Source organism: Mesorhizobium sp. M1A.F.Ca.IN.020.06.1.1 (assembly GCF_004023265.1).
Taxonomy (GTDB): domain Bacteria; phylum Pseudomonadota; class Alphaproteobacteria; order Rhizobiales; family Rhizobiaceae; genus Mesorhizobium.
In genome coordinates, this window is the sequence record NZ_RZSR01001811.1 from 1 (window position 1) to 443 (window position 443).

Annotated in this window: 1 pseudogene; it reads left to right on the plus strand. The window is 65.7% G+C overall.

The window, feature by feature from the left end:
• Positions 1-201 (plus strand): annotated as a pseudogene (locus EOA60_RS37020) (peptidase S41); the annotation flags it as partial.
• Between the last annotated feature and the right edge of the window lie 242 nt (positions 202-443).

Below are 443 nucleotides of genomic sequence, written 5' to 3' on the forward strand. Positions count from 1 at the left end.
GACCTGACCCGCGGCGAATCGGACCTCAAGGGCCACATCAAGGGGGCCGACGAGAGCTCGACCGGCTCGGGCTCGGCCGCCTATGTGCCGCCGGAGCCGAAGGACGACCTGCAGCTGATCTATGCCGAACAGCTGCTGCGCGGCCAAAAGACCGATCCGGCCTTCCCGCCGAACCCGGACAAGGCTGTGCTGAACCAGTAAAGACGGGAGGGCCGGGGCAGATCACTCTGGCCGGCCGACCGAAGCGATGCAATGCTGCCGGGACCGCGAGGTTCCGGCAGTTTGATTCGGGGACAGGGTGGTTCGGCAACGGGCGCTGCGTCGCCTAAGGTTTTGAATTTGCGCGTGAGCGCTGACGATTCGATCAGCTGCGCTGATCCGATCAGCCGCGTCACGGGCCTGGGGATGCGGCTTGGCTGACATCGGCAAGGACATCGAACGCC